General features: G+C 40.6%; 21 protein-coding genes and 1 tRNA gene. 9 read left to right on the top strand and 13 right to left on the bottom strand.

What is annotated here, in order from left to right:
- The first annotated feature begins 210 nt into the window (after window positions 1–210).
- On the top strand, window positions 211–1,098 hold the full coding sequence (locus tag KTJ10_RS11530) for a DMT family transporter (RefSeq protein WP_262442064.1): 888 nt from the start codon (window positions 211–213) through the stop codon (window positions 1,096–1,098).
- On the opposite strand, the gene KTJ10_RS11525 is transcribed toward KTJ10_RS11530, so the two are convergent.
- The gene (locus KTJ10_RS11525) at window positions 1,095–2,015 is read right to left on the bottom strand and encodes a LysR family transcriptional regulator (RefSeq protein WP_262442063.1); all 921 of its coding nucleotides are present in this window, start codon (window positions 2,013–2,015) and stop codon (window positions 1,095–1,097) included. The two genes, KTJ10_RS11530 and KTJ10_RS11525, sit on opposite strands and share 4 nt — an antisense overlap.
- Before the next feature lie 137 nt (window positions 2,016–2,152).
- Here KTJ10_RS11525 and KTJ10_RS11520 point away from each other — a divergent pair, with 137 nt between their 5' ends.
- Together KTJ10_RS11520 and KTJ10_RS11515 are read left to right on the top strand one after the other, a co-directional pair.
- Window positions 2,153–3,397, top strand: a complete 1,245-nt coding sequence (locus KTJ10_RS11520; protein WP_262442061.1) for an MFS transporter — start codon at window positions 2,153–2,155, stop codon at window positions 3,395–3,397.
- A gap of 124 nt (window positions 3,398–3,521) precedes the next feature.
- Window positions 3,522–3,597 (top strand) — tRNA-Thr (locus tag KTJ10_RS11515).
- A gap of 640 nt (window positions 3,598–4,237) precedes the next feature.
- On the opposite strand, the gene KTJ10_RS11510 is transcribed toward KTJ10_RS11515, so the two are convergent.
- From KTJ10_RS11510 to KTJ10_RS11495, 4 genes are all read right to left on the bottom strand, one after another.
- Window positions 4,238–4,660: a GFA family protein gene (locus tag KTJ10_RS11510; protein WP_002117390.1), complete on the bottom strand. Its 423-nt coding sequence runs from the start codon at window positions 4,658–4,660 to the stop codon at window positions 4,238–4,240.
- A gap of 8 nt (window positions 4,661–4,668) precedes the next feature.
- Window positions 4,669–5,496: an SAM-dependent methyltransferase gene (locus KTJ10_RS11505; RefSeq protein WP_262442060.1), complete on the bottom strand. Its 828-nt coding sequence runs from the start codon at window positions 5,494–5,496 to the stop codon at window positions 4,669–4,671.
- 4 nt (window positions 5,497–5,500) lie between these two features.
- Window positions 5,501–6,799, bottom strand: a complete 1,299-nt coding sequence (locus tag KTJ10_RS11500) for an FAD-dependent oxidoreductase (RefSeq protein ID WP_050501297.1) — start codon at window positions 6,797–6,799, stop codon at window positions 5,501–5,503.
- Window positions 6,800–7,238: 439 nt separating this feature from the next.
- Entirely contained in the window at window positions 7,239–8,111 is an 873-nt protein-coding gene (locus tag KTJ10_RS11495; protein WP_068564491.1) for a pirin family protein, read from the bottom strand.
- A gap of 277 nt (window positions 8,112–8,388) precedes the next feature.
- On the opposite strand from KTJ10_RS11495, the gene ycaC reads away from it, so the two are divergent.
- Together ycaC and KTJ10_RS11485 are read left to right on the top strand one after the other, a co-directional pair.
- A complete protein-coding gene (gene ycaC / locus KTJ10_RS11490) occupies window positions 8,389–9,015 on the top strand; it encodes an isochorismate family cysteine hydrolase YcaC (RefSeq protein WP_182917740.1) in 627 nt (208 codons plus the stop codon).
- A 20-nt stretch (window positions 9,016–9,035) separates the two neighbouring features.
- Complete coding sequence (locus KTJ10_RS11485) at window positions 9,036–10,010, top strand: LysR substrate-binding domain-containing protein (protein WP_262442059.1); 975 nt, start codon at window positions 9,036–9,038, stop codon at window positions 10,008–10,010.
- Window positions 10,011–10,115: 105 nt separating this feature from the next.
- Here KTJ10_RS11485 and KTJ10_RS11480 read toward each other — a convergent pair whose 3' ends face one another.
- Entirely contained in the window at window positions 10,116–11,564 is a 1,449-nt protein-coding gene (locus KTJ10_RS11480) for an NAD-dependent succinate-semialdehyde dehydrogenase (protein ID WP_262442057.1), read from the bottom strand.
- The gene (gabT, locus tag KTJ10_RS11475) at window positions 11,561–12,853 is read right to left on the bottom strand and encodes a 4-aminobutyrate--2-oxoglutarate transaminase (protein WP_002117401.1); all 1,293 of its coding nucleotides are present in this window, start codon (window positions 12,851–12,853) and stop codon (window positions 11,561–11,563) included. Before gabT ends, KTJ10_RS11480 begins: the two co-directional genes overlap by 4 nt.
- 156 nt (window positions 12,854–13,009) lie before the next feature.
- Between gabT and KTJ10_RS11470 the strand changes: the two genes are divergently transcribed.
- The gene (locus KTJ10_RS11470; RefSeq protein WP_068564493.1) at window positions 13,010–14,509 is read left to right on the top strand and encodes a PLP-dependent aminotransferase family protein; all 1,500 of its coding nucleotides are present in this window, start codon (window positions 13,010–13,012) and stop codon (window positions 14,507–14,509) included.
- A 63-nt stretch (window positions 14,510–14,572) separates the two neighbouring features.
- Here the strand turns inward: KTJ10_RS11470 and KTJ10_RS11465 are convergent, their stop codons facing one another.
- Both KTJ10_RS11465 and KTJ10_RS11460 read right to left on the bottom strand, forming a co-directional pair.
- Window positions 14,573–16,015, bottom strand: coding sequence for an amino acid permease (locus tag KTJ10_RS11465; RefSeq protein ID WP_046811772.1), 1,443 nt, complete (start codon window positions 16,013–16,015; stop codon window positions 14,573–14,575).
- A gap of 305 nt (window positions 16,016–16,320) precedes the next feature.
- Entirely contained in the window at window positions 16,321–16,869 is a 549-nt protein-coding gene (locus KTJ10_RS11460) for a helix-turn-helix domain-containing protein (RefSeq protein ID WP_002117406.1), read from the bottom strand.
- Between the two features lie 68 nt (window positions 16,870–16,937).
- On the opposite strand from KTJ10_RS11460, the gene KTJ10_RS11455 reads away from it, so the two are divergent.
- Together KTJ10_RS11455 and KTJ10_RS11450 are read left to right on the top strand one after the other, a co-directional pair.
- Entirely contained in the window at window positions 16,938–17,633 is a 696-nt protein-coding gene (locus tag KTJ10_RS11455; RefSeq protein ID WP_029768967.1) for an AzlC family ABC transporter permease, read from the top strand.
- The gene (locus KTJ10_RS11450) at window positions 17,630–17,953 is read left to right on the top strand and encodes an AzlD domain-containing protein (RefSeq protein WP_262442056.1); all 324 of its coding nucleotides are present in this window, start codon (window positions 17,630–17,632) and stop codon (window positions 17,951–17,953) included. The genes KTJ10_RS11455 and KTJ10_RS11450 overlap by 4 nt, the downstream gene beginning before the upstream one ends.
- Window positions 17,954–17,993: 40 nt before the next feature.
- On the opposite strand, the gene ssb is transcribed toward KTJ10_RS11450, so the two are convergent.
- The 3 genes from ssb to KTJ10_RS11435 all read right to left on the bottom strand — a co-directional run bounded on the left by ssb (window position 17,994) and on the right by KTJ10_RS11435 (window position 21,226).
- Window positions 17,994–18,581, bottom strand: coding sequence for a single-stranded DNA-binding protein (gene ssb, locus KTJ10_RS11445; protein WP_262442055.1), 588 nt, complete (start codon window positions 18,579–18,581; stop codon window positions 17,994–17,996).
- Window positions 18,582–18,632: 51 nt separating this feature from the next.
- Window positions 18,633–19,997, bottom strand: a complete 1,365-nt coding sequence (locus tag KTJ10_RS11440; RefSeq protein WP_262442053.1) for an MFS transporter — start codon at window positions 19,995–19,997, stop codon at window positions 18,633–18,635.
- 146 nt (window positions 19,998–20,143) lie between these two features.
- A complete protein-coding gene (locus tag KTJ10_RS11435) occupies window positions 20,144–21,226 on the bottom strand; it encodes a DUF475 domain-containing protein (protein WP_017399821.1) in 1,083 nt (360 codons plus the stop codon).
- A 262-nt stretch (window positions 21,227–21,488) separates the two neighbouring features.
- On the opposite strand from KTJ10_RS11435, the gene tenA reads away from it, so the two are divergent.
- On the top strand, window positions 21,489–22,163 hold the full coding sequence (gene tenA / locus KTJ10_RS11430) for a thiaminase II (protein WP_262442051.1): 675 nt from the start codon (window positions 21,489–21,491) through the stop codon (window positions 22,161–22,163).
- A gap of 50 nt (window positions 22,164–22,213) precedes the next feature.
- Here the strand turns inward: tenA and KTJ10_RS11425 are convergent, their stop codons facing one another.
- Window positions 22,214–22,555: a GlpM family protein gene (locus KTJ10_RS11425; protein WP_005804458.1), complete on the bottom strand. Its 342-nt coding sequence runs from the start codon at window positions 22,553–22,555 to the stop codon at window positions 22,214–22,216.
- Window positions 22,556–22,597 lie beyond the last annotated feature (42 nt).

Below are 22,597 nucleotides of genomic sequence, written 5' to 3'. Positions count from 1 at the left end.
ATTAACTAATTATATAATATGAGTAAGCTCCATAAATCACAATTCTCTGAAACAAAAGTCTCTTAGAAGAGTTTATGTTTTTATAAAACTGGTTAAATCCATACAGAATAACCCATCGAAAATATTAAACCTTAACTGCTTATTTTAATTGAATATTCATCTAAAAAATAATGTAGACTGCATGTGTAAAACTTAGGAAGAATTATAAGAGTGAATAATTTAATTATTGGAACCCTATTTGCACTTTGTGCAGCGGCTTTAAATGCCTCTATTGGTGTGATTAGCAAATTACTCATGCACAGTGGTTTAAACCCACAAGACATTGCCTTTTTAAAAACCATTATCGCCTTTTTCTTTTTAAGTGTTTTTTTATTCAAAGTCCCTGTTAGCCAAAAGATTGCTTTTATTAGCAGCACGCCAAGTAAACTCAGCGTTTTTACTCAAATTGCCATATGTGCTTTTCTAGGAATCTTCTCTTTATTCTTTTTCGAGACCATTGCCTACAACCACGGCGCTGCGGCGAATGTTGTGGTGGTACTCATGGCTTCGGCTGCCATCTCGGCCCTATTTTTTGGTCGGTTCATTTTAAAAGAAAGCATCTATATTCACTCTCTTATTGGAACATTATTAGCAGTTGCTGGTATTAGTATTATTTCATGGAAAGGTGAAAATAGCCTTTTAATGCTGATCAATGCTTCTATTGCCGGCACAGGTTATGGCTTATTTTCGGTTTTAGTTAAAAAGTTCAAATTAAACGGCGGGCTGTTTCTTACCAAGTATTTATTGTTATTTGGCAGTGTTTATCTTGCCGTTCCGTTTTTAATTAATTTTCACAGTATTAATTTTAATAGTGACATTGTTTTAGGCTTGATTGGTTTAGCTGTTCTGCCAACCATCCTCGGCTTTTTCTGTACCACCAAAGCGTTGTCTTATATGAGTGCCGCAAAGGTACAAGTCACTGAACTTTCTGAACCGATTTTTGCAGCGCTTATGGCTTGGGTTTTCATTCATGAACAGCCGACTTTATCGTTTTTATATGGCGCGATTTTTATTATTTTAGGCATCTTATTGATGAACAAAGCACCGAAATCAAGCTAGTCGATTTCATCTATTTCGTTGGCGTGATGACAAGCGACTTGCACCACACTGGCAAAGTTAATCGCCATTTGTGAAGGGGCATGTTTTTTATAGGCAAGCCCTAAACCCACCGTAGGAACAGGCGCTTTCAAAGAGCGATAAGCCACACCCTGTATTTGCAATTGTTTGGTCGACTCGGGAACCAAAGACACCCCCAAATTTGCAGACACTAACGATAAAATCGACACAATTTGCGGAGCATTTTGTCCAATTTTCGGTTCAAAACCACGCTCATGACAGGCTTGTTTAATCGCATCGAAAAGCCCTGCGCTAATGGATGGTGGCGAGACAATAAAATCAAGCTCTCGCAGTGTGGTTAAATCAATTTCTTGCGTTGAATCATCTAAACTCAAAGACTCGGAAGGCAAAGCCGCAATGAGTGGTTCTGCTAATAATTCTTGAATAATTAAACTATCTGGAATATTTCGTGGTGAACGAATAATCGCGACATCTAAGCGATCTTCAAGCAACAAATCGATGAGCAGTAAAGTGTTGGCTTCTTCAAGTTTTAAATTCACTTTCGGATATTGCTGCTGAAAATAACGAACGCATTTAGGAATGAGAGGGTTCAACATTGAAGTGCCTGTAAAGCCTAATCGCAATTGGCCCACTTCGCCATTTGCCACTTGTTTAACTAAGCTCGCTGCATCTTCTACACGCTGCTGTACAGGCTGAATGGCATTTAAAAAGGCAAGCCCTGCTTCGGTCAGCTCCACCCCATGTGGAGAACGAATAAATAAATCTGCACCTAGCTCTTCTTCTAAGTCTCGCATTTGCATGCTTAAAGGCGGCTGGCTCATGTTTAAACGTTGCGCAGCTTTGGTAAAGTTTTTTTCTTCTGCTACCGCTAAAAAGTAGCGTATATGCCTGAGTTCCATTGCTATATATAAAACATATCATGATCCATTGTTAAATATATTAGAAAAATACCTCTCAAATTGCTAATTTTAATTTATCGAATTTTCTCGATGCAGCATGCCTTTAGGCACTGCTCTTTTTCTGTCATGGTCATGATATGAACTCTTCATCTACACCCAGTACCTTAAACACTGAGGCAACGTCTGTTCTTTCCCGTGAGTGGATTCACAAAGGGACTAAAGCCTATAAACACGCAGGATTTGCTTTATTCCTCGTAGGTTTTGCCAGTTTCTCACTGATTTATTGTGTACAGCCACTCCTGCCCGCATTTAGCCAAAGCTTCCAGATTAGCCCTGCGAGTAGCTCTTTGGCACTGTCATTAACGACTGCCTTTTTAGCGATTTCGATTGTGCTATCAAGCGCCTTTTCACAAGCCCTTGGCCGTCGCGGCGTGATCTTTACATCAATGCTATGCGCCGCAATTTTAAATATTGTCTCTATGTTCACACCGAACTGGCACAGTTTATTGATGGCGCGTGCGTTAGAAGGTTTATTACTTGGTGGCGTACCCGCAGTGACGATGGCTTGGATTGCCGAAGAAATCGCACCTGAGCACTTAGGTAAAACTATGGGTTTATATATTGCAGGTACGGCTTTTGGTGGCATGATGGGCCGTGTCGGCATGGGTATTTTGGTTGAATATTTTTCATGGCGCACCGCCTTAGGCTTACTTGGGGCAATCTGTTTTGTTTGCTCAATTGCTTTTTTAAAACTACTTCCCGCATCGCGTAATTTTGTGCAGAAAAAAGGGCTAAATTTAGATTTTCACATGCAAATGTGGCGCGCTCATTTAAGCAATACAAAATTATTACGCTTATTTGCGATTGGTTTCTTGCTGACTAGTGTTTTTGTGACTTTGTTTAACTATGCCACTTTCCGTTTAAGTGGAGCACCTTATTCACTCAGTCAGACACAAATTAGCCTTATTTTCTTGTCGTATAGCTTTGGCATGGTGTCTTCATCGTTGGCAGGTAGCTTAGCGGATCGCTTTGGTAAAAAAACCATGATGATGGGTGGTTTTGTCTTAATGATTGTAGGGAGCCTCATGACCCTACTCAGCTCGCTTTTCGGCATTATTATTGGTATTGCATTTATTACCACAGGTTTCTTTATTACCCACTCACTTACCAGTAGTTCTGTGGGCGCTGAAAGCAAACAAGCTAAAGCCCATGCCAGTTCGCTCTACTTACTTTTTTACTATATGGGTTCAAGTATTGTCGGCTCAGCAGGCGGATGGTTCTGGTTGCACGGTGGTTGGAGTGCCATTGTAGGTTTAACCGTGGTCTTGTCTTTAATTGGAATATTTTTAGCGGTTTATACTTCACATGCCAAAGCACATTAATGTAGTAAAACTCTAACTTTTTCAGGCTAGCCCCTATGAGCATTTAAAAATGATATGAAAAAATTTAAATGCTCATTTTTTGGCTTGTAATTTTTTTAAGAAACTGTAAAATTCACTCCACATCGCCGGCATAGCTCAGTTGGTAGAGCAACTGACTTGTAATCAGTAGGTCCACAGTTCGAATCCGTGTGCCGGCACCATCATTAAACCTCATGAATATTTGATTTATGGGGTTTTTTGTTGTCTGTAGATTTTACAATCTATCTTGTGACTCTATTGTCTTAGGTGGCAAAGAAATTCGTTAATAAGAAATGAAAAAAGCCCAACATCCTGTTGGGCTTTTTTCGTATTTCGTTACTAGGTACACTTCCTGTAATACCTCACGTCCTGATGCTTAAACTTATTATTGTTGTTTTACGTTTCGGAACTTCCTGTTCCTGATGAGTTCATCATAGGCAATTTATCACGTCATAAAAAGACGTCAATTTCCCGAATATATGTACGAAAAAGCGTACATGGTTCTTTTAAATTTAAAACTTGATTTACTATCATTGAAATAAAAATATGAATTTATAAACAAGTTCTGTTCGTCAATTAAATAAGAAAACGATATAATGAGTTTATTACTTTATTTCTAGAATAAATTTAAAAACAACAATGAACGAGATGTTTACTTTTCCATCAAATCTTTTTCAACCTTTAGTGACCATACTTACATGCCTTATTTTCATTGTAAGTAAAATGCCTCAGCTAAAATTTAGAAAAACCATATTATTTTTCGCCATTGTCAGCTTTACTTTAATCTGTACTTTGGCAATATTTGGCTTTTTTAATTAAGCCTTATTTCTTGCTCTTCTCTATCATTTTTTCAAAGTGTTTAAGGTTTGGGTTCAGTGTATCCCATGCATAGGCTTGGCTCACAAACACCTCTGCTCTAGGCTGATACAGACTCGGGTCATCAAGCGTACCTGCACGTATTGAAATCATTTCAGGCGCAATTTCAGGTAAGCCAAAAAGCTGAGAACCACAAGTCGGGCAAAATGCTCGTTTAATAGGTCGCCCAGAAGATCCCAAAGTCTCAAAATATTTAAGCTCACCACTTACTTTCAATTCAGATTGGTGAAAAAAAGCGATTGGTGCATAGGCCGAACCTGTGGCCTTTTGGCAATCTCGACAGTGGCAATTAAAGCTATAGCGTGGCTCTGCTTCACTTTGGTAGCTCACAGCTCCACATAAACACGATCCTTGATATTTGGCTGACATGGCTCATCCTATTTTTTTATTGCTGTGATTTGAATATAACGTACATATCCATTTTGGTAGAGTTGTTGGCATAACTTTGCAGTCATTTGAATTTTAAAATTTGCCAATCCTCGGCTTTGCTTTTGTCCTTGTTGATTTTGAATATATTGCGAAAAACCGAGTAACACTTGCTCAGATAAATCTTCAATTTGAATATCGACAAAACCTTGTTGTTCCAAGGTAGCTCTGAGCATTTTTTCATTTGGCACACTATCCCAAGCGACATTTGCTGCTTTGAGTAAATAACGATGCTTTTGTTCTAGTAAAATGGTCATGTTTTGACATGAATCGGCACGCATTAGGTAGTGAAAACCTAATCGTCCTTTTGAATTCAAAACTGGCGCGATAGAATCTAGAAATGAATTTAAATGACTGTGATAAGCCGCATCAATACACATCACCACATCGAAGTATTGTTTAAATTCAAATTGTTTTAAATTTAAAAATGAACCACAGAAAATCTGGCTTATTTCGGGAATAAGCTTTTGAATTTTATGAACACATTGGGTTTGCAATTCAACTGCACTGAGGCTTTTAGGCTGATAATGCTGTAACCAGTGCAACAAACTTGCACCCTGTCCGCAGCCTAAATCTAAGAGATGATCTTTTGAATTTAAATTGATAGCTTGTGCCAAATGGTCAGCCAATTGGCGACAAGCTTCACGGTAGTTTTGGGTATTTTTCCAAAAACCCAAATTTGTCCAAGCAAGCTCTTGATCATCCCCTAAGCTTGATGCATCAATTGCATATTTATGAGGGATGAATCGAGAGAGAGCTGCTCGAACTTTTGTTTTCACAATTTTAGTAGCCGAGTTCTGGGGCAACTTCCACCTTAGGTTTTAAGCCTACAAATGGTAAAGGTGCACCTAAAATTTCAGCAATATGCATGGCAGAAGTAACTGCTGACTCTAAAATTGGCAAGCCATCACACGACCATGAACCACAGTAGAATACTTTACGGCTTGGGTCTAAATGGCGTTGTTGCAATTCTTTGTTTAAAGCAACCGTTTGTGAGTCTACAACCGCACGCGTTAAAGTCACTTTTGAAATAACTTTTTTAGGGTCAATATCAACCACTGGACGCCAAGTTTGGAATACAGGATTTTTACCCACGAGTGTTGGCTCAACCGCATTCATCCAAACTGTAAATTGCTGACGCGTAAACTTACGGTCCATCATGTAGCTCAGCACTGACCAGTCCTTACGGCGTGGTGGCATAACGGTCGCATCGGTATGAATGACAAGATCGCCTTGCTCAAAGCGGAATTGCTTAAGCAGGTTCATATCTTCTGCAAATTGTTCAGGATTTAAAAACTCATCGATTTTAGAGGTTGGCGTTGCAACAATTACTCGATCAAATAAGTTCTGTTCGCCTTGGCTGTTTTCAACCAGTACTTTTTCGCCTTGTAATTCAACTTTTTTAATTGCTGATCCGCTATGGATATCGATGCCTTTAATCAAGCTATCTACAAATGCAGGTGTGCCACCTTTCATGCGCAATAACATGTCGCCATCAGTTAAGTGACGTAAAAACTCAAGTAAGTTTTTTGCAGGCCAATCGCCAATTGTTTTTGGATTACACGTACAAATTGTATAGAGCACTGGCATAACCACACCGTGCCAGAATACTTCTTCAATATCGTTCTGATTAATAAATTCAGCGAGGGTAATATCTTGATTTTTGGATTTGAAAAACTGGTGAATCGCAGTTTTTAGTTGCAACATCCCTTTCACAAGACGCCAGCCATATTGCTGAATGCCTTTACGGTTATTAATAATCGGGAAATTACCAATACGGCTACGAGATGTCGTTAACCATGTTTCCGTACGATCTTCGAATAACCAGCTACATGACATATAAGTACGAACTGGGAAGGTTTTAATGCCTAAATGAGCAGCAAGGCTGAGTGTATTCTTCCACAGATGTGGATTCATCACACGTAGCGGTGCATCAATAATTCCACCATCGAACTCAATGCTATGGCTATCCATTCCCCGGCCAGGAAGTGCTTCAAATATCGTGATCGTATGCCCTGCATCTTTCAGAATTCTTGCTGCCGCAAGCCCTGCCATTCCACTGCCAATAATTGCGATATTCAAAATGATGTCCCATTTTTCGAGAATTTTTTTGATTATCACTCATACCCCCAAAAAACACCGTATTAAAAACTACCAGATTTTTATTTTTTGCATCAATTTATATAGAAAAAATTTAACAGATCCGCCCAAAAGTTTTTCATAAAATTTTACAAAAGAGGATGAGTATATAAAAATCTATATTTTTTAAAAATTTAAAAAAAATCTTTTAAATAAAATAAGATAATTTAACTATATTTATATCATTTGTTTTACAACTATCTTTTTTTAAGATATCATTAGCCCATAATAATGAGAAGCAAATCACACAAAACAATGCCGAGAGAATAATGAAAACCATCATAAAAATAGAATCTTTACAGCGAAAAAGCCCGCTATTCACACTTGATAGCGGGCTTTTTATTACTTTGCTTTAATAGCCAATTAAGCACAATTAAACAATTTAACCTTCTTGCATGAGTGAACCGAATTTTCCACGATTAAAATCATTAATCGCTTCCATAATCTCGGCTTTGGTATTCATGACGAATGGTCCATAACCTTCGATTGGTTCATTGAGTGGTTGGCCAGTTAACACTAAAAACTTAGTATCTTCTTCAGCATTTAAACTAAACTCAACGCCCTCACGAGACAAAATCGCAACGGTTTTACCTTCAAGACGATTTGCATCATTAACCACAACCGCGCCATCTAATATCACAACAAGCGTGGTGTGACCTTCAGGTACATAGAGGGTATGTTTTTGGCCTTTAACCAATTTACCATCCCATACATTTAATGGACTAAATGTAGTTGCAGCACCTTTTGCATCTGCATATTCACCTGCAATAACCCGCAAATGACTGCCTTCTTCGTCTAGTGCAATGTCTGGAATATCTTTCGCTTCAATCGCTTGGTATTTTCCAGGCGTCATTTTTGAATGAGCAGGTAAATTTACCCACAATTGCACCATTTCAAAAAGACCACCGTGCTCTGCAAATTCAGGAGAATGGAACTCTTCATGCAACACGCCTGCACCCGCAGTCATCCACTGAACATCACCAGTTTTAATGGTTCCGCCGCCGCCACTTGAGTCTTTATGGGTCACCTCACCTTGGTAGGCGATGGTCACTGTTTCAAAGCCACGATGAGGATGCGAACCTACGCCTTGCTGTTCAGTCGTTGGCGAGAATGTATAAGGCGCTGCATAATCGAGTAGCAAAAATGGGCTTAAGGTTTGGCCTAAACGGTCATAAGAGAATAGGTTATATACAGGGAAACCATCACCCACCCAATGCATGTGGTTATTTTGATATGCACCAAGAAATTTCTTCATCTGATCTCTCCTATATATGTAGGATTTTCTTGAACTGGTATTGATTTTACGCCTCAATAATTGCAGTTTATAGATCAGGATTAGCAACACATTATTTCATCTATGAGACAATCTAAGAATTTAATGTGCTCTTTTTAAGATCGTCCTATTTTTAAAATTCTTAATCCTATTTTTTAGACTTAATCACGACATAAAACTCAACTAGCATAATTTTAGGCAATAACGACCTACTCAATAATTTTTGATTATTTATTTTGATAACATGAGGACATAAAAAATGGCTCAAGATTACGTGCGTTTAGACAAGGATAATGCTGCGGTTCTTTTGGTTGACCATCAAGCAGGTTTACTTTCTTTAGTTCGAGATATCGATCCGGATAAATTTAAAAACAATGTATTAGCACTTGCAGATGCTGCTAAATATTTTAATTTACCAACTATTCTTACCACTAGTTTTGAAAACGGTCCAAATGGTCCTTTAGTTCCAGAATTAAAAGAACTTTTCCCAAATGCACCATTTATTCCACGTCCTGGTCAAATCAATGCATGGGACAATGAAGACTTCGTAAAAGCTGTCAAAGCGACAGGTAAAAAACAACTGATTATTGCAGGGGTAGTGACTGAGGTTTGTGTGGCATTCCCAGCTTTATCTGCACTCGCTGAAGGCTTTGAAGTGTTTGTGATTACCGATGCTTCTGGTACTTTCAATGAATTAACACGTGATGCTGCTTGGGACCGTATGTCAAAAGCAGGTGCTCAGCTTATGACGTGGTTTGGTATGGCGTGTGAGTTACACCGCGACTGGCGTAATGATGTGGAAGGTTTAGGTGCGTTGTTCTCAAATCATATCCCTGATTACCGCAACCTGATGACAAGCTATAGCTTTAATACCTCACAAAAATAAGTTCTATTGCCAAGATTAGAGTGCTTAAGCGCTCTAATCTTAAAGTTAAATGGATTGATCGGACATTGATAAGCTCTTTTGATGATTTTTATTATTTCTATTTGGTCGTAAAACACGGCGGCTTTAGTGCGGCCAGTGATGCTGAAAATATTAGTAAATCTAAGCTCAGCCGACGCATTATTGACCTTGAAAATAAATTTAATGTCAGCCTGATTCAAAGAACAACACGTCATTTTAAGGTGACCGATTTAGGTCAAGAATTTTACGAGGAATGCTGCAAAGTTATTACTCAAGTTGAATGTGCAGAAAACGTGTTATTAAAGCAAAAAAGTGAGCCTCAAGGTTTGGTAAAAGTAAGTTGCCCACCTCTGATGATGCATTTTCAAATTAGAAAAATTTTAAATCAGTTTTTAAAAACCTACCCCAAAGTTGAAATAGCACTCGAGCTAACCAGCCGTCGAGTAGATATCTTGCATGATGACATCGACCTCGCGATTCGTACCAATTTTGAACCCAATGAAGATTCAAATTTAATTGTTCGTGATGTGATTAAAACCGATCATTGTCTGGTGGCTTCGCCTGAATTACTTCAAGGTCGCATCATTGAACATTATTCTGAATTACAGGACTTTCCGAGTATTAGCTTAGGTACTCAAAAACAAAATCCTATTTGGCATTTATGCAATATTCGTAATAGTGAATCGGTTGATGTGCCTTATCAACCACGAATAAAAAGTAATGATTTGGCAGGTGTTTACTATGCTGTAATGGATGGTTTAGGCATTGCCGACCTTCCTTTTTTAACCGTCGAATCTGAAATTCGTAAAGGTACGCTTATCCATATTCTTCCTGACTGGAAGTCGAATATTGGTACGCTGCAATTGGTTTATGTTTCGAGAAAAGGCCAACGTCTTGTGGTTGAAAAACTCATTGAAACGCTGATTGATGAACTCAGGCGTTTGCCTGAAAGTCGTGATGGCTATCTATCGACTTAAAATAAAAAACCGGTCATGAATGGGCATGACCGGTTTTTTTGTGAAACATCACATACAGCATAACTGTATGTTTTCGTTCAGAACAAAGCGAACTCGCTTTATTCCTTACTCAGATAAGTCTACGCAGAGGTATTTCATTTCGACATATTCTTCGATGCCGAATTTTGAACCTTCACGGCCTAGACCTGATTGTTTTACGCCACCAAACGGAGCAACTTCATTTGAAATCGCGCCCGTGTTAATGCCGACCATACCGTATTCGAGTGCTTCACCTACTCGCCATTGACGAGCTGTGCTTTGCGTAAACAAATAAGCAGCTAAACCAAACTCGGTATCGTTCGCCATTGCCACTGCTTCATCTTCAGTTTTAAAGCGGAATAGTGGTGCAAGCGGACCAAAAGTTTCTTCTTTAGACACTTTCATGTCTTGCGTTACGCCTGTTAACACAGTCGGTTCAAAGAATGTACCGCCCAGTGCCGAGCGTTGACCACCAATACGAACTGTTGCCCCTTTCTCAGTTGCATCTGCAATATGAGACTGAACTTTTGCAATCGCGTCTTCATCAATTAAAGGCCCTTGAGTTGAACCTTCTTGACGGCCATCGCCAACTTTAAGCTTAGACACAGCTTCAACCAAACGCTCTGCCAATGCATCGTAAATACCGTCTTGAACATAAATACGGTTAGCACATACACAAGTTTGACCGCTGTTACGATATTTACTTGCCATAATGCCCTGAACTGCTTGCTCAAGGTTAGCATCGTCAAATACCACAACTGGTGCATTACCACCGAGTTCAAGCGAAAGCTTTTTAATGGTTGGCGCACATTGTTGCATCAAGATACAGCCAACTTGAGTTGAACCTGTGAAGCTTAACTTACGAACAATATCGCTTTCACATAGTGTTTTACCCACTTCAACCGCATCACCACTAATGTTAATTAAAACATCAGCTGGTAAACCTGCCTGTAAAGCCAATACTTCAAGTGCATAGGCGGTTAACGGCGTTTGTTCTGCTGGTTTAACCAACATTGAACAACCCGCAGCAATGGCTGGACCTGCTTTACGCGTAATCATGGCAGCAGGGAAGTTCCACGGCGTAATGGCAGCAGTAACTCCAATCGCTTGTTTAATCACGAGCAGACGTTGGTTTGGCAAGGTTGGCGTCAACACTTCACCATCAATACGGCGAGCTTGCTCGGCAAACCATCGTATAAAAGATGCTGCATAACCAATTTCACCACGTGCTTCTGCTAATGGCTTACCTTGCTCAGCTGTTAAGATTTGAGCCAGATTTTCTTTGTGCTCAAGCATGAGGTTGTACCATGCCAATAGCACATCAGCACGAGCCAAGGCAGTTTGCTTTTTCCAAGCAGCCTGCGCTTTTGCTGAACGGTTAATTGCGGCTTCAACTCCTGCACGGTCATAGGTTTTTACCCATGCCAAAGTTTCACCTGTAGCAGCATCATTAACTTCGATATAGTCATTTGATGCAGGTGCTTCTAATGAAATATCAGGATGTTTTAATAAATACTGCAAATTATTTTGAATCATGCAGATTGCTCCATTGCTTTTGCACTACCTGCTTTTAGAGTTGCAAAACCTTGTTTCAAGATATCAAGGCCTTGACGGAATTGTTCAGCAGGAATGGTTAATGGATATAAGAAACGAATTACATTACCGTATTTACCACAAGTAAGAAGTAACAACCCGTTTTCCATTGCATAGTTTTGTACAACTTTTGCTTGTTCAGCTGTTTCAAGCTCTACTGCAACCATTGAACCTAATGCACGAATATCAGTTACGACGTCGCCTGTTGCTTGCTGAATATCTTTAAGGGTAGCGACTAACTCTGCACCTAATTCATTTGCACGGTCGCATAGGTTTTCTTCTTCAATCGCATCAATAACCGCGTGCGCAGCAGCAACCGCAATCGGGCTACCTGCGTAAGTACCACCTAATCCACCTGGGTTAGGCGCATCCATCACTTCTGCACGGCCAACAACACCTGAAATAGGGAAACCGCCGCCCAAGCTTTTCGCCATCGTGATGAGATCTGCTTTAGTTTCGTAATAGTTCATTGCGAACAATTTACCAGTACGGGCAAAACCTGATTGCACTTCGTCAGCAACCAATAAAATACCGTGCTTGTCGCAAATTGAACGTAAACGTTTTAAGAACTCAGCTGGCACAACATTGAAACCGCCTTCACCTTGTACTGGCTCAAGTACGATTGCCGCAACATCATGTGGTGCAATATCTTCACTGAAAATATCTTCAACGCTTTCAATTGCCGCGTCTACTGAAATACCTTTAGCAGGCACTGGGTAACGCGCGTGGAACACACCCGCTGGCATTACACCGAAATCACGTTTGTAAGGCGCTGTTTTACCTGTCATTGCCATCGTCATAAATGAACGACCGTGGAAACCATTACCAAAAGTGATAATGCCGTGACGACCTGTATAAGAACGAGCAATCTTCACCGCATTTTCAACTGCTTCTGCACCAGTAGTGAAAAAAGCTGACTTCGCAGGACCCGCAATTGGCGCGCGTTCATTAATACGCTCAGCTAAAGCGACATAGCTTTCATATGGTGTTACTTGATAGGCAGTGTGAGTAAATTTAGTAAGTTGCTCAGTTACTGCTGCAATCACTTTAGGGTGGCGATGGCCTGTATTTAAAACCGCGATACCACCAGCAAAGTCGATAAATTGGTTGCCTTCCTTGTCCCAAAGCGTGGCATTTTCAGCTTTTTCCGCATACCACTGACACATCACGCCTACACCACGTGGAGTTGCTTGCTGTTTACGTGCGTTAAGTGCAGAATGTTGATTATCCATTTGATTCCCTCATATTTTCATCATCAGTTGCAGCTTTGGTTTCTTGCATCCTGTGCTTAATTTTCAGGGTGCTTTACAACGACTGCCTATGCATGTAATTTCGCTCGTCTGATGCCAACTGACGAGAGCCACTTTTTAACTGTAGGAGAGAGCCAATTGCGTAGTTTACTTGGAGATCATTTGCTACAACGACTCCAACAGGACACTGAAGGGAAACTACATCAACGCCTTTTCCGTTGTCTGCGTGGTGCCATTATTGATGGAGTCATCCAGCCCAAGACTCGTCTACCTGCGTCACGCGACTTAGCCAGTGAAATTCATGTTTCAAGAAATACGGTGCTTAGTGCCTATGAACAGCTACAAGCTGAAGGCTACTTAGAAGCACGGACAGGACATGGCACATGGGTTGCCGAAAAATTACCAGAGAGTTTTTTAAATACACAAAACAAGAAAAAAGTGGTTTCTAGCCCGAAAGCTCAAAGCTCCTATGCACTATCGCAGCGTGGTTCCAACTTATTAGGCTATGCAGCAGCGTCGCCACACCAATGGGGCGCTTTTGTGCCGGGAGCACCGGATGTGACCGAGTTCCCACATCATATTTTTAGTCGTATTCAAGCACGCTTAAGCCGCGAACCCGACATTAACCGCCTGATTTATAGCAATGCAGGTGGATGTATAGAGCTTCGAAGTGCATTGGCAGATTACTTGCGTGTTGCACGTTCAGTCCAGTGCGATGCGGACCAGATTATTATTACCGAAGGCATTCACCAAGCTATTGATTTAGTCTCGCGTGCGCTCAGTGATATGGGGGATAAAATCTGGATTGAAGATCCTGCTTATTGGGGAATGCGTAATACGTTACGAATTAATGGCCTTGATATTCAACCAATGCCTGTCGATGCTGAAGGCATTATTCCTGAGGAAAATCCGGCAAAGCCACCAAAACTCATTTTTGTCACGCCTTCACACCAATATCCGCTTGGCTCTCATTTAAGCCTCAACCGCCGACGTAAACTGATTGAGATTGCACGTCAGCACAATAGCTGGATTGTAGAAGATGATTATGACAGTGAGTTCCGTTTCTCGGGTCAGCCTTACCCCTCTTTACAAGGTTTAGAAAATGATGCGCCTGTGCTGTACATGGGCACGTTTAGTAAAACCATTTATCCATCCTTAAGAATTGGCTATCTAGTGGTGCCTAAGCCGTTATTTTCACCATTACGTATTGTTGCAGCCGAGCTTTATCGTGGTGGGCACTTGCTTGAGCAAAAAGCCCTAGCTGAATTTATTCGTGAAGGCCATTATGAAGCGCATATTCGCCGTATGCGCCTACTTTATGGCAAGCGCCGTGACTACTTGGTGAGCTTAATTCAACGCTACCTTGGTCCCGAATTTATTCATGAATATGATGAAGCGGCAGGATTGCATCTGGTTTTAAAACTACCAAACGCTTGCGATGATGTCGCCATTGCAGCCACTGCACTTGAACGTGGTGTCAAAGTTCGTCCTCTTTCGCAGTATTACATGCAGTCGCATGCACATGCCGAACGTGGACTGCTCATGGGCTTTGCCTGTGTAAATGAAAAAGATATGGTGATGGCTTTTGGTGTCTTGCTTCAATGCTTACGTGAAGCAGGTGTACCCACATTGAATTAACTGTTTTCTTATAAGACAAATAAAAAAGAGCCTGTTTGTAAGGCTCTTTTTTATTTAAAAAATTTAAACTAACTTTTCTTCATGGCTATGAGTTAAATGAGTCGCTCTACGCTCTTTACCCCAACCCAGTTTTTCAGACAACAAGCCGAAGAACACAATAATGCCGAACAGAGCTGTGGTGTAAATCACTTCTTTAAAATAGGTGCCTTCAATCAACATGGTAAGAATTGCACCAATAATTGCAAAAATCACCACGTAAGTTAGATAAGGGAACATCCACATTTTAAAGTCAATTTTCACGCCTTCAGCTTCTAACTTTTTACGCATACGAAGCTGAGAATAAGCAATAGTCAAATACACATAGAGTGTTGCCGCGCCTGTTGTTAACATGAAAAAGTCATAAACATTCATACTCTCGGTTGCAGTTAAAACTACCGCAATCACAGAGAAGAAGCATGACACAATCACGCCCACCCACGGACTACTTTTACTGTTTACAGAGCCAAAACTTTTCGGTGCATCACCACGTTTAGCTAAAGAGAACAACATACGTGAACACGTATAAAGAGCTGAGTTAAAGCAACTACATACTGAGGTTAGAACCACAAAGTTTACGATATGGCGCGCCCCTGGAATACCAAGTGCAGACAGAGTTACGCTATAGGTTCCCCAAGTTGAATCTTTCAAAAGTTCATTGTTGTGAGGAATCAAACATACCGCCACAAACATAGAGCCTACGTAGAATAAAATAATTCGCCAAACCACCGAGTTTGATGCTTTACGAATTTCTTTCGATGGATTTGCCGACTCTGCTGCCGCTACCGTAACAATTTCAGCACCAATGTAGGCAAACATCACCCCAAGCAAAGCTGTGATAACAGATGAACCTCCATTTGGCATAAAGCCTTGAGAGGTTAAATGACTCATACCAGAAGCAGCCGGATTACCCCAAGGCCACAAGTGCATGATGGCTAAACTACCAATCACAAGGAAAATAACAATCGCAATGACTTTGATGAGGGCGAACCAAAACTCAAATTCACCATAGTTTTTCACGTTTTGTAAATTAACAACAACCAGTGCGCCAATCACCACGACCATATAGACCCAGATCGGTATAAACGGGAACCAATTGTTTAGAATTTTACCTGCCACATAGGCTTCCCACCCCATGAGCATGGCCAGAGTACACCAGTACAACCAACCAATTGAAAACCCTGCCCAACGGCCAATCGCACGGTCAGCATAAGTTGAAAAAGAGCCACTATCAGGGTTTAAAACGGCCATCTCGCCTAACATACGCATGATGAACCAAACAAGTAGACCACCTAAAGCGTAAGTTAAGAAAACTACAGGTCCGGTATTGTAAATAATACTGCCTGAGCCGACGAATAGAGAACCACCAATAACCCCTGCAATCGAGATCATGGTCAGGTGGCGTGATTTGAGTCCATGTTTTAAACTTTGGGAGTGATTGGCTTCAGAACCATTTTGATGAGCTGCCATATCATTTTCCTTAATATATGGAGGATATCGGCTAGTCTCGGAAATCCTCCGAAGCCAAAAAATATCCCCTAAAAATTTAGCCGTTCTGCCCAATTCCTAAAACAGTAAATTCACTGAGCTTATCCGGCGCTTCCGTATGCATACTTCCAATAGCTTTAATTTGTCGTTTCGGCACTCAAGAAACGAGAGCCATTTTTGTAATAAAAGAGAGAGCCAATTGCAAAATTTATACGCAAAATTGGCCCTTTTTGTAGGGGATGCTGGTAAATGGCTTTTAGTTTTTATTTTAATGAGATTGAATTTCTTTAGTTTTGTTCAGAAATTAATAATGCCTTTGTGCCTGTTTCCAAAGCTCTAAATATATGTTTCTGGTCAGCTGGATAACAAATATAGTCTCCAACACCAAGCTCAACAGCTTCATCAATTAAGCCCACCAAAGCTTTACCTTCAACCACAATAATATGCTCCACAGAGCCCACTGGATGTGGTTCTGAAAGACGATCTTCGCCTGGTTCAACAATCAGTAAATAAACATCTCGGCGCGCATGTGGCGGACAAGTCGCTAACAAAATTGCTTTGTAGTTGGCAATCTCAGAACTCACTGTTGGCCCATCGCCACAGCGAATCACTTGTACCTGATTACTTGGTTCTTCCATCAAGCGTGCAAATGGAATATTCAGTGCAACACAAAGCGCCCATAAAGTTTCAATGCTAGGGTTGCCTTGCCCTGCCTCTAATTGTGACAGTGTAGATTTAGCGACACCTGCACGACGAGCAACCTCTGCCAATGAAAGCCCTGCTCTTTGACGTTCACGCGTTAAACCTTTGGCAATAATTTCAATTGGCTGAGACATTCACCACATCCGTTCTATAAAAAAAACGATCGTTCGTTTTGACAAAACGATCAGACTTATTCATTATAATGGAAAATCGTTCGTTATATCATGCTATGTCCACATACTCTCTGATTAAAAAACTAAGTAAAGACACTACCCGCTCGATTTTCTTTGTGTGCCTAGCGACGAGTGTCGTTGGTATGTCTTTAGGTTCACTTGCTGCAAGTTATGGCTTAGCGCTCTGGATCCCGCTTTGCCTATCCGTTTTTGTGCTCGCAGGAACTGCCGAATTTATCTTTATTGGTTTCTTGGCTGTAGGTGGTAGCCCAATTGCAGCGGCAATTGCAGGACTACTCGTCAATTTAAGACATCTACCTTTTGGTATTGCAGTCAATGAACTAATCCGAGGCAAATTCTCTCGATATTTTGGGGCACATATCATGAATGATGAAAGCGTTTTGTTTGGTATGGCACAGCCCGATTTTGAGACGAAAAAAGCTGCTTACTGGCTATGTGGTATAGGCATCATGCTCAGTTGGCCACTTGGTGTAACGGCGGGTTATTTCATTGGAAGTGCGATTCCAGACCCAAAAACATTCGGCTTAGATGCCATTTTCCCAGCGATTTTAATTGCACTTACTTTTAATGCCTTAAAGAATAAATCTACTCGAAAAGCTGCATTTGCCGGATCAACTTTAGCGCTGATCACCACACCTTTTTTGGCCTCAGGACTTCCAATTCTGATTTCACTTTTTGGCTTGATATTTGGTAGAAAGAAATGAATCAACAATTATTAATTATTTTAGGTATCGGCTTACTAGCACTTGGAACCTATGGGATTCGTTTCGCTGGTTTTCATTTGGGTGCCAAGTTCTCATTTTCTGAAAAATACCAAGTTTTACTCTCAAACGGTGCGACTGTTTTGCTCTGTGCGATTGCAGTGACGACAACATTTTTTGAAGGTCAACATTTTGCGGGGTTCGCGCGTATATTTGGTGTTGGCTTAGCACTGTTCTTGGTTTGGAAAAAAGTACCGCTGTTATTGGTGATTTGCTTGGCAGCCGCTGGCACGGCACTGATACGTTTGCTTGGAATTGAGTAATAAAAAAGGCGAGATAAACTCGCCTTTTTTGCAACTTTGATTAGAACGGTAAATCGTCGTCTAAATCAGCAGGTGCAGAAGCCGGTTGTTGTGACGCTTTAGGAGCGAAACCACCCGCTTGAGGGTTGCTTCCACCATTACCGAAACCACCTTGGTTACCATAACCACCGCTGTTTTGGCCATAGCCGCCACCTTGGTTGTTATTATTTTGATAACCATTACCACCTTGTTGAGGTGCGTTAAAACGTGGTTGATTAAAATCATTACCGCCAGCGAAACCTTGTTCACCTTGTTGACGAGCATCTAACATTTGCATCTGGTCGCCACGAATTTCTGTAGTGTAACGCTCTTGGCCATTTTGGTCTGTCCACTGACGCGTACGTAGTGAACCTTCAATATAAACCTTAGAACCTTTACGCAAGAACTGCTGAGCAATTTCCCCTAAACGGTTATGCAAAACAATACGGTGCCATTCTGTTTGTTCTTTACGTTCACCGGTATTTTTATCAGTCCAAGCTTCACTTGTCGCGATTGAAAATTGGGTCAACGAGCCCCCATTTGGAAAAGTTTTTGTTTCAGGATCACGACCCAAAGTACCAACCAAAATAACCTTATTTACACCACGCATTAGCTGTCTTCATCCTATACATTTCTATGTTTTACTTTATAAGAGTTATGCTTAAATGGCTACCTCTTTACCGAACAACTGCGTTAAATCACGTCGCGCAGCATCATCTAGAGACTGTTTATCGACTTTAATATAAGCAACTTGCTGGTCAGGCATCACCACAACTTCTTCGATACCACGAATTGCCAATAGCTGTGTGGTCCACTCATTCACCTGTTGCACTTGCGGCAATGGCAACACAATTGATGACAAATACCGCGGCTGAGCTAAACCAAAACTAATTAGCAACCATATTATAGCAATCCCTGCTAAGACACTCCATCCAATCGCAGTATTATGTAACATCAATAATTGACCACCTAGTGTGCCACCAAAAAAAGCGCCTAAAAACTGACTACTGGCATTTACGCCCATAGCCGTTGCTTTTGACTGAATTGGAGCAGACTTCGACAGCCAAGAAGGCAATAAAGCCTCCATCACATTAAATGCAATAAAGAAAATACCTAGACCTGCAAGTAATACATATTTGGATTGATAACCAAATATAAGCAGCAGCAAACCTGCAATAATGCCTGTAATTGCTGTTAAAAAAATCCCGCGCATTTTGCGATATTTTTCAGCAATGATGATGCTTGGAAATGCAAAGAACAGGCTAATAACCAAGAGTGGCAAATAAACCAAACCATGGCTCGCCAAAGGAATATGCGCAAACTCGATGAGTTGTGAAGGTACATAAATAAACATGGCGGTCAGCAATAAATGCAGTGCAAAAACCGAAACGTGCAAACGGTTTAAATCACCCATTTGAATGACTTGCTTAAGCTGTGCCATATAGCCTTGCTGATAATTACGATGGTGGCGAGTCACTTTAGGTACAAGCAATAACATCGCAATCGCAATCAAGCCCATAATGGTCGTGACAAAGAATAAGCCCGAAATACCGACAAGGCTAGTGAGCCAAGGCCCAAGGCTAAAAGCCACCACAAAAGACAGGCCAATACTCATGCCCATAGCAGCCATGGCTTTAGTACGCTGCTCTTCGCGCGTCACATCGGCTAAAAGCGCCATGACTACAGCTGAAACTGCACCAGCACCAGCGATAGCACGGCCAATAATTACGCCATAAATGGTGTCGGATAAACCTGCAACTGCACCACCAATCGCAAACAGTAATAGACCAAATACTACAAGCGGTTTACGGCTAAAACGGTCTGCCAATAAGCTAAATGGAATTTGTAAAATCGCCTGGCTTAAGCCGTAGACACCTACAGCCAAACCAATGAGTGCTGGAGTCGCATATTGATATGACTGTCCAACTACAGAAAAGACAGGAATAATCATGAACAAGCCCAACATGCGTAGTGCGAAAATACTACTTAAGGCAAAAGTTGAGCGACGTTCCAAAGCATTCATCATATCAATACACGTTATCAAACTAGGTAAATTATAAGCCGATTCGTTTCTAAAAATACGAAACACCTTATTTAAAATAACGATTTGGGCTTAAAAAAATAAAGAGGCATTTAGCCTCTTCATTCTATCGAACTTTACTGAAAATTAGCTTAAGGCGACTGATGCTCGCGCTTCGAATATTGAATTGAAGCAATGACAGCCCAAACAATAAACGCTACACCAATTAAACCTGTTACCACTTCAGGCACATGTACGCCTGTACCACTTGCAATCATAATGAATGCTAAAGCACCAATTGCATAATGTGCGCCATGTTCTAAGAACACATAAGCATCTAGCGTGCCTTTTTCTACAAGATAAACTGTCATTGAACGGACAAAAATAGCACCGATTGCAAGACCCAGCATAATCACGACAACATCGCTAGTGATTGCAAAAGCACCAATCACACCGTCAAAACTGAATGATGCATCTAATACTTCAAGATACAAGAAACCACCTATGCCGGCTTTAACTACACCAGAAGCAGCACCTGATCCATCTTTCATAATGGCATTACCATCTTCATCAATTTCAGGTTCGCCACCTAACATATGACTTAAAACTTCAACGCCAATATAAACTACAATGCCCCAAATACCGGCCATAGTCACAGCAAGGCGCTGCGATTCATCAACATTTGCTGCCATAATTAACATCGCAATTAAAGCAATAAAAACAGACATTGCCGGTACGCTGGCCAAGCTAGAAAGTTTAGCTTCAAGCCATCTAAACCAATGGGTTTCTTTCTCTTCATCAAAGAAGAAGTTTAAGAATACCAATAATAAGAATGTTCCACCAAAAGCTGAAATTTCTGCGTGGTGTGCCATTAAACGTTCAGAGTAAGTTTTCGGATCATTGAGTGCCAATTTAGCCACTTCAATCATTCCCATATCCGCAGTCACGGCAACAATCGCTACTGGGAAAATTAAACGCATACCAAAAACGGCAATTAAAATACCAACCGTTAAAAAGAGCATTTTCCAGAACGGATCCCAATTACGTAGAACCGATGCATTTACGACAGCATTGTCAAAAGATAAAGAGACCTCCATTACAGCTAAAATAGCTGTAATTGTTAAAGCTTTAAGCATGGTAGACACGCCTGCTTCAGGTCCGTGGGTAAAACCCCAATACGCGGACAGTGCTAAACACACCACCGTAAAAAATATCGAAAATCGGAAATGCTTCATGGATCAGACCTATACCAAGAACTAAATTTAATCTTTCTTAAAACCGCCGCTATTATATCGATAATTAACCACAAAACGATGTTGTTTTGTGCCGTTATTCCCTTTACTTTATCTCTCTGTTTAATAAAGAAATTTGTAATATTCAATTAACTTATTAATCGGATTAAATATTTTCTTTCGATATATCTATCATTCTTATTTTTGTATTTTAAAATTGATTTAAAATCCAGTTTAGCTGTCTAATTTTAAATGGAATGATTTTATGCTTTTTTCTCAAGAACTCTGGCAACGTAATTTAAATTTATATCAAAAAATTCTCGACCTGCCTTTTAATCAGGAACTTGCTAACGGTACTTTAGATAAAGAAGCATTTTGTCATTATGTTATTCAAGATGCTCAATATTTAGTGGCCTATGGCCGTGTGCTTGCCGTTGCAGCTGCAAAAGCTTTCGAGGCCGACGATATTATGCAATTTTCAGATGCAGCTAAAATTGCAATTGTGGTGGAACGTAGTTTGCATGATGACTTCATGAAAAATTTTGGTGTAACTAAAGAAGAATTTAAAAATACCCCATTAACATTAGCAGGCCACCATTACACTTCATTTTTGACAGCCACTGCTTGGTCTGAAAGCTATCCTGTTGTACTCGCTGCGCTTTTACCTTGCTTCTGGATTTACGCCGAAGTCGGTAAAGATATTGTGAACAAATCAATTCCTAATAATCCTTACCAAGCATGGATTGATACTTACGCAGGTGAAGAGTTCCATACCGCCGTTCGTAATGTGATTGCGACTGTAGATAAAGTTGCTGCACGTTGTGATACAGACACTTTAGAAAAAATGCATGCTGCTTACACCATGGGTGCAAAACTTGAATGGTTGTTTTGGGATAGCGCCTACCATCAAAGACAATGGTTAGGTTTAGATCATATCTAAATCAAGATGAGGCTTTGACCATTTAATTATTTAAATGGTCAGCCTTAAATTTAACTTTGAAACAACTGCCAACCGTAAATCAAACCTGCCGCGGCCACAACCCAACATAAAGTTGCCAGTCCTAGACAAGACCACATCGACATACGCGTTGCCAGCACATAAACAGCAATTAAATAAATGGCATAGGGAATAAGTGACCATAGACCAAACAGAGCTGTTTTTTGTAACGCCTCCGCCCCTTTTTGCTGAAAAACAATCACGTGAGCAATCAAAGCAAATGTAGGAAAAAGCGGGACTAAGCCTGCAATATAAAATGCCTTACTTTTCGATAAAATCGAAATAATGAGGACAACCCCAGCCCCCAACATACATTTTAAAAATAACGCCCACATGCGCTGATCCTATCTGGTCATTCCAGCCCAAAACGCTGTATT

The organism is Acinetobacter sp. WU_MDCI_Abxc222 (assembly GCF_025514755.1).
Taxonomy (GTDB): Bacteria; Pseudomonadota; Gammaproteobacteria; order Pseudomonadales; family Moraxellaceae; genus Acinetobacter; species Acinetobacter geminorum.
This window is presented reverse-complemented; position numbering and strand designations above follow the sequence as displayed.